4 protein-coding genes are annotated in these 6,004 nt (G+C 64.0%); 2 read left to right on the top strand and 2 right to left on the bottom strand.

Going from position 1 to position 6,004, the window contains the following annotated elements:
• The first annotated feature begins 371 nt into the window (after positions 1-371).
• On the top strand, positions 372-3,071 hold the full coding sequence (gene ppc / locus HHL08_RS13410) for a phosphoenolpyruvate carboxylase (protein WP_169573653.1): 2,700 nt from the start codon (positions 372-374) through the stop codon (positions 3,069-3,071).
• A gap of 135 nt (positions 3,072-3,206) precedes the next feature.
• Here ppc and HHL08_RS13405 read toward each other — a convergent pair whose 3' ends face one another.
• Both HHL08_RS13405 and mgtE read right to left on the bottom strand, forming a co-directional pair.
• Entirely contained in the window at positions 3,207-3,605 is a 399-nt protein-coding gene (locus tag HHL08_RS13405; protein ID WP_169573652.1) for a DUF1489 family protein, read from the bottom strand.
• A gap of 164 nt (positions 3,606-3,769) precedes the next feature.
• On the bottom strand, positions 3,770-5,206 hold the full coding sequence (mgtE, locus tag HHL08_RS13400) for a magnesium transporter (RefSeq protein ID WP_169573651.1): 1,437 nt from the start codon (positions 5,204-5,206) through the stop codon (positions 3,770-3,772).
• 168 nt (positions 5,207-5,374) lie between these two features.
• Here mgtE and HHL08_RS13395 point away from each other — a divergent pair, with 168 nt between their 5' ends.
• A complete protein-coding gene (locus HHL08_RS13395; protein ID WP_169573650.1) occupies positions 5,375-5,827 on the top strand; it encodes a peptidylprolyl isomerase in 453 nt (150 codons plus the stop codon).
• Positions 5,828-6,004 lie beyond the last annotated feature (177 nt).

Genomic DNA, 6,004 nt, shown 5'->3' with positions numbered 1-6,004 from the left:
ACGAAAATATCGTCGACCATTGCTGCTTCGCCTGGAACCTCCTCATTGATCAGCCCTGGCGCATCATGACAATCGGACTTCGCCAATGGGCGCACAGGTTCTGATCAGAGAGTCTTGGTATAAGTCCCGCGCAAGTCTGATAGGCAGGTGGGACTTGCAATGGTAGGAAACTCAAGTCGGATAGCTAAATTCGATATTAATTGTCGTGGCTGCCGCGTGCACGTATGGGATTAACTGTATCAAATTGCTAATTTCAGCGAGTTACAACAAAGGTGGTCCCGCGAAGGCGGGAGAGGGCTATTATGGGCATGGGCCGGCGCAGGCCCATCCTGTGCTTGACCCTTCCCCTGTTGCAATGCAGCATCCCACCCATGGCGACTCTCTCTCCCGCAGACGCACCTGCGATCACGCAAAATCCCGATATCCGCTATCTGGGGCGGCTGCTGGGCGACGTCATTCGCGCTTATGGGGGGGAGAAGCTCTATAAGCAGACCGAATATATCCGCTCCGCGTCGGTCGATCGGGCGCGGGGGTTGCAGGGGGCGGACCTGACGGACACGGGGCTGGACGCGCTCGATCTGGACGATACGCTCAATTTCACCCGCGGTTTCATGCTGTTTTCGATGCTCGCCAATCTGGCCGAGGACCGGCAGGGGGTGGCGGCCGAGCCGGGGGCGGATGTCGCGTCCGCCGTCGCGCGGCTGGACTCGCATGGCATCGGCAAGGATGCGGTGCTGGGTCTGCTGGCGCACAGCCTGATGGTGCCGGTGCTGACCGCCCATCCGACCGAGGTTCGGCGCAAGAGCATGATCGACCACAAGAATCGCATCGCCGACCTGATGCTGCTCAAGGACGCCGGGCGGATCGAGACGGCCGAGGGCGAGAATCTGGACGAGGCGATTTTCCGCCAGATCGCTTTGCTGTGGCAGACGCGGCCGTTGCGGCGCGAGAAATTGTTCGTGGCCGACGAGATCGACAATGTGCTGGCCTATTTCCGCGACACTTTCCTGCCGGTGCTGCCTGCGCTTTATGCGCGGTGGGAGCGGGTGCTGGGCGCGCGGCCGCCAAGTTTCCTGCGGGTGGGGTCGTGGATCGGCGGCGATCGCGACGGCAATCCCTTCGTCCAGGCGCCGCAGCTGGAGTTCGCGCTGAAACGCGGCTGCCAGGCGGCGATCGCTTATTATCTCGACGCGCTGCACGCGCTCGGCGCCGAATTGTCGCTCTCGACCGAACTCGCCCATGTGCCCCAAGCTGTGCTGGACCTGGCGGAGGCGAGCGGCGACGCATCGCCCAGCCGCAAGGATGAACCCTATCGCCGTGCGCTGAGCGGCATTTATGCGCGGCTGGCCGCCACCTGCACCGCGCTGACCGGCGGGCAACCGGCGCGGCCGTCCAGCCTGAAGGGCGAGGCCTATGCCACGCCCCAGGATTTCCGCCGCGATCTGGTGACAGTGGCGCAAGGGTTGGCAAGCGAGGGCGACGGCGCGTTGTCGACCGGCGGGGCGCTGGGGCGGCTGATCCGCGCGGTGGAGACGTTCGGCTTTCACCTCGCCACGCTCGACATGCGGCAGAACAGCGCCGTGCATGAACGGGTGGTGGCGGAGCTACTCAAGACCGCCGGGGTGGAGGCGGACTATCTGGCGCTCGACGAATATGCGCGGATTGCGCTGCTGCGGCGGGAACTGGCCAGCAATCGCCCGCTGGGATCGCGCTTTTCGGCCTATGGCGAGGAGACGACGTCGGAACTGGCGATCGTCCAGGCCGCCGCGACTGCGCACCGGCTCTATGGGCCGGCCTGCATCACCCATTATATCATTTCCAAGGCCGAAAGCGTGTCCGACATGCTGGAGGTCAACATCCTGCTGAAGGAAGCGGGGCTGTGGCAGGCGGGCGTTGATGGCGCGCCGCCGCAGACCGCGATCATGGCGATCCCGCTGTTCGAGACGATCGCCGATCTGGAGGCCGCGCCCGCCATCATGACCGCCTATTTCGGCCTGCCGGAAATCGCCGGCGTCGTGAAGGCGCGGGGCCATCAGGAAGTGATGATCGGCTATTCCGACAGCAACAAGGATGGCGGTTACATCACATCGACCTGGAGCCTGTACAAGGCGAGCCAGGCGCTGGAGCCGGTGTTCGCCGATGCGGGCGCGGCGATGCAACTGTTCCACGGTCGCGGCGGCGCGGTGGGGCGCGGGGGCGGGTCGGCCTTTGCCGCGATCCAGGCGCAGCCGCGCGGCAGCGTGCAGGGGCGCATCCGCATCACCGAACAGGGGGAGATGATCGCCGCCAAATTCGGATCGCGCGACGTCGCCATGACCAATTTGGAGGCGATGACCAGCGCGACCCTGCTCGCCAGCCTGGAGCCGGAAGGGGTGTCGGACCGCGACGCCGCGCGCTTTTCCGCGGCGATGGACGAGCTATCGAAAAACGCTTTCGCCGCCTATCGCGACCTGGTTTACGGTACGGAGGGGTTCAAGGAATTTTTCCGCCAGCTGACCCCGATTCAGGAGATTTCGGGCTTGAAGATCGGGTCGCGCCCGGCCAGCCGGACCAAGAGCAACGCGATCGAGGATCTGCGCGCCATCCCCTGGGTGTTCAGCTGGGCGCAGGCGCGGGTGATGCTGCCGGGCTGGTATGGCGTGGGGCAGGCGCTGGAACAGTTTGAGGACAAGGCGTTGCTGGCCGACATGGGGCAGCATTGGTCGTTCCTGAAATCCGCGCTCGCCAATCTGGAGATGGTGCTGGCGAAGTCCGACCTGGGCATCGCTGCGCGCTACCTGCCGCTGGTGGAGGATCAGGCCGCGGGCGAGGCGATGTTCGGGCGCATCCGCGAGGGGTGGCAACAGGCGCATGACGGGCTGCTCGCCGCCACCGGCCAGTCGCGGCTGCTGGAAAAGAACCCGGCGCTGGATGAATCCATCCGGTTGCGTTTGCCCTATATCGAGCCGCTGAACCTGCTCCAGGTCGAATTGTTGAAGCGTCATCGCGCCGGCGAGGATGATCCGCGGATCAAGGAAGGGATCGAACTGTCGATCAACGCGATCGCGACCGCGCTAAGGAATAGCGGGTAAGCAAAGAAAGCTCACCCTCCCTCCGTTCACCCTGAGCCTGTCGAAGGGCTTTACTTTTCTTCGAAAGAAGGACGGGGCTTCGACAGGCTCAGCCCGAACGGAATTTGGGGCGGACGGTGTGCGATCTGAGGCTCGCTACACCAGCCCCAGCTTGCTCAATTCCCCCAGCAGCGCGGCGGGCATGGTGTCCAGGTCGTCGGCCTCGTCCCCGTTCAGGTCGGGCGGGGCGTCCGCATCCTCCAGATAGCGCCAGCCCTGATGCGCGCGCTTGGGTTTGCCGCGCACCGGGATCAGGCGCGGTTCAAGCCTGATCCATTGGCGGCCCTGCCCGGTTTCCTCGAAGCCCAGGATCGGGCTGCGGCCGACCAGCATATGGCCGTGAATCCAATAGAGCGACCCGCCCGCCATCTCCTCCACCCGCTTGGGCAGGTAGCGGGTCGTGATCCGCGCTTCGCCATCATGGCTTTCCAGCCAGGCGCGTAAGGATGCGGGGCTTTCGCTGCGAAAGGCGATCTTGGTCATGTGGAGCGGCATAGGCGGCCTAGATGGGCGGCGACGGGCACGGGATCAATATGGCGTCATTTGAGAATCACGTCGCACAATCTGCCGCATTGGCCCGCTCCCCCCACACGGCCATCCAACGCTAGTAATATATGGGTGGCCGGGTAGGGGAGCGAGCCGGTGCCGTCCCGACACCATTAAGTCAGGAAAATCGTCGCCAGCCCCAAAAAGGTGAAGAAACCGAGCGAATCGGTCATCATCGTCACGAACACGGCGGAGGAGACTGCCGGATCGATATTGCGCCGGTCGAGCGTCACCGGGATCAGTACGCCCGCCAGACCCGCGACCATATTGTTGATGAGGATCGCGGTCGCGAACACCAGCGATAGGCCCAATTGCCCGTAGATCAGATAGGAACCGATGCCGATCAGCACGCCCAGCACCGATCCATTGGTCGCGGCGATGCGAAATTCCCGCACGATCATGCGCAGCGTGTTGGAACTGGTGACCTGATTGGTCGCGATGGCGCGGACCATGACCGCCAGCGTCTGCGTCCCGGCATTGCCGCCCATGCCCGACACGATGCCCATCAGCGCGGCCAGCATCGCCAGACGTTCGATCGTATGTTCGAACAGGCCGACCACCGATGCGGCGATCATGGCGGTGCCCAGATTGACGACCAGCCATACGAGGCGCGTGCGCACCGTCATCAGGATCGGCTGGTTGATGTCGCCTTCGCCCGCGCCCGACAGGCGGAGTATGTCCTCGCCCGCTTCCTCGGCGATGATGTGGACGACGTCATCGACCGTGATCATGCCGACCAGACGGCCTGCCGAATCGACCACGGCGGCGGAAATCAGCGCATATTTCTGGAAGCGCAGCGCGACTTCCTCCTGGTCCATGTCGACCGGGATCAGCGTCTGTTCGCGCTTCATCAGGTCCGCCATGGCGATGCCGCGCGGACAGGTGAGAATCCAGCTGAGCTGGCAATAGCCGACCGGCCGATGCATCGCATCGACGACATAGATTTCCCAGAAATCGCGGGTCAGGTCGCCATTGTCGCGCAGATAGTCGATCACCTGGCCCACGGTCATATGCTGGGGCACCGCCACCAGATCGCGCTGCATCAGGCGACCGGCGGATTCTTCCGGATAGGATAGCGCACTTTGGATCGCCGCGCGGTCTTCGGGGTCCAGCGCGTCGAGAACGGCCTGCTGGTCGGCCTCCTCCATATCCTCGATCATGGCGACGGCGTCGTCGGTGTCGAGTTCGGCGGCAAATTCCGCCACCTGTTCGGGCGCCAGCGCGCCGATCAGGTCGTCGCGGACATAGTCGTTGAGTTCCGACAGCACTTCCGCGCCGACCAGGTCGCCCAGCGCCGCGGCGACGTCTGCGCGCCGTTCCGACGGCGTCAGTTCCAGAAGGTCGGCGATGTCGGCCGGGTGGAGCGGCGACACCAGGTCGCGCGCCTTTTCGCTGTCGCCATCCTCCACCGCGTCAAGCACGGAGGACAGGAATGCAGGCTTCAGCCGATCATCCTCGTCCAGGCCCGTTTCGGCCTGTTCGAGGATCGTTTCATCGTCCGTGTCGTCCCCACGCAACAGGGGTTCGGCTGGATCGCCGCGCTCGCTCATGGCGCCCCCTACTGTCCGGTTCCTGTAACATGGGGATGCTTTCGCCCATGCAACATGGAATTGCAATGGGGGGACGGGCGGTCGACGCCTTCGCCACAAGAAACTTCCATCCCCTTTTGAAGCCTCTATATGGGGGCATCACCCCTTCCCATATTGAGAGGATGCTTCATGGCCGACGAAACCCTTACCCTTACCCTCGACAGCGGCGGCGACGTCGTTATCAAGTTGCGCCCTGACCTCGCCCCCGGCCATGTCGAGCGCATCGCCACGCTGGCCAAGGACGGCTTTTATGATGGCGTAGTCTTCCACCGCGTCATCCCCGGCTTCATGGCGCAGGGCGGCGATCCGACCGGCACCGGCATGGGCGGATCGAAGCTGCCCGACATCAAGGCCGAATTCAGCCGTGAAAAGCATGTCCGCGGCATATGTTCGATGGCCCGTTCATCCAACCCGAACAGCGCCAACAGCCAGTTCTTCATCTGCTTCGACGACGCCACCTTCCTGGATGGCCAATATACCGTCTGGGGCGAAGTGACGTCGGGCATGGAACATGTCGATGCCCTGCCCAAGGGCGAGCCGCCGCGCACGCCGGGCAAGATCGTCACGGCGACCGTCGCGTAAGAGCGACAAGATATCGGACGGAAAAGCGGCGCCCGGTCGGGGAGATCGGGCGCCTATTTTTCTGTCTAGAGCATGGGGCCATCCGGCCATCGACTTGTGATTCGTCGGCTGTTCCCCGGCGAAGGCCGGGGTCCAGTCCCATGGTCGGATCTGGACCCCGGCCTTCGCCGGGGAACG

The organism is Sphingobium psychrophilum (genome assembly GCF_012927105.1).
GTDB lineage: Bacteria > Pseudomonadota > Alphaproteobacteria > Sphingomonadales > Sphingomonadaceae > Sphingobium > Sphingobium psychrophilum.
This window is presented reverse-complemented; position numbering and strand designations above follow the sequence as displayed.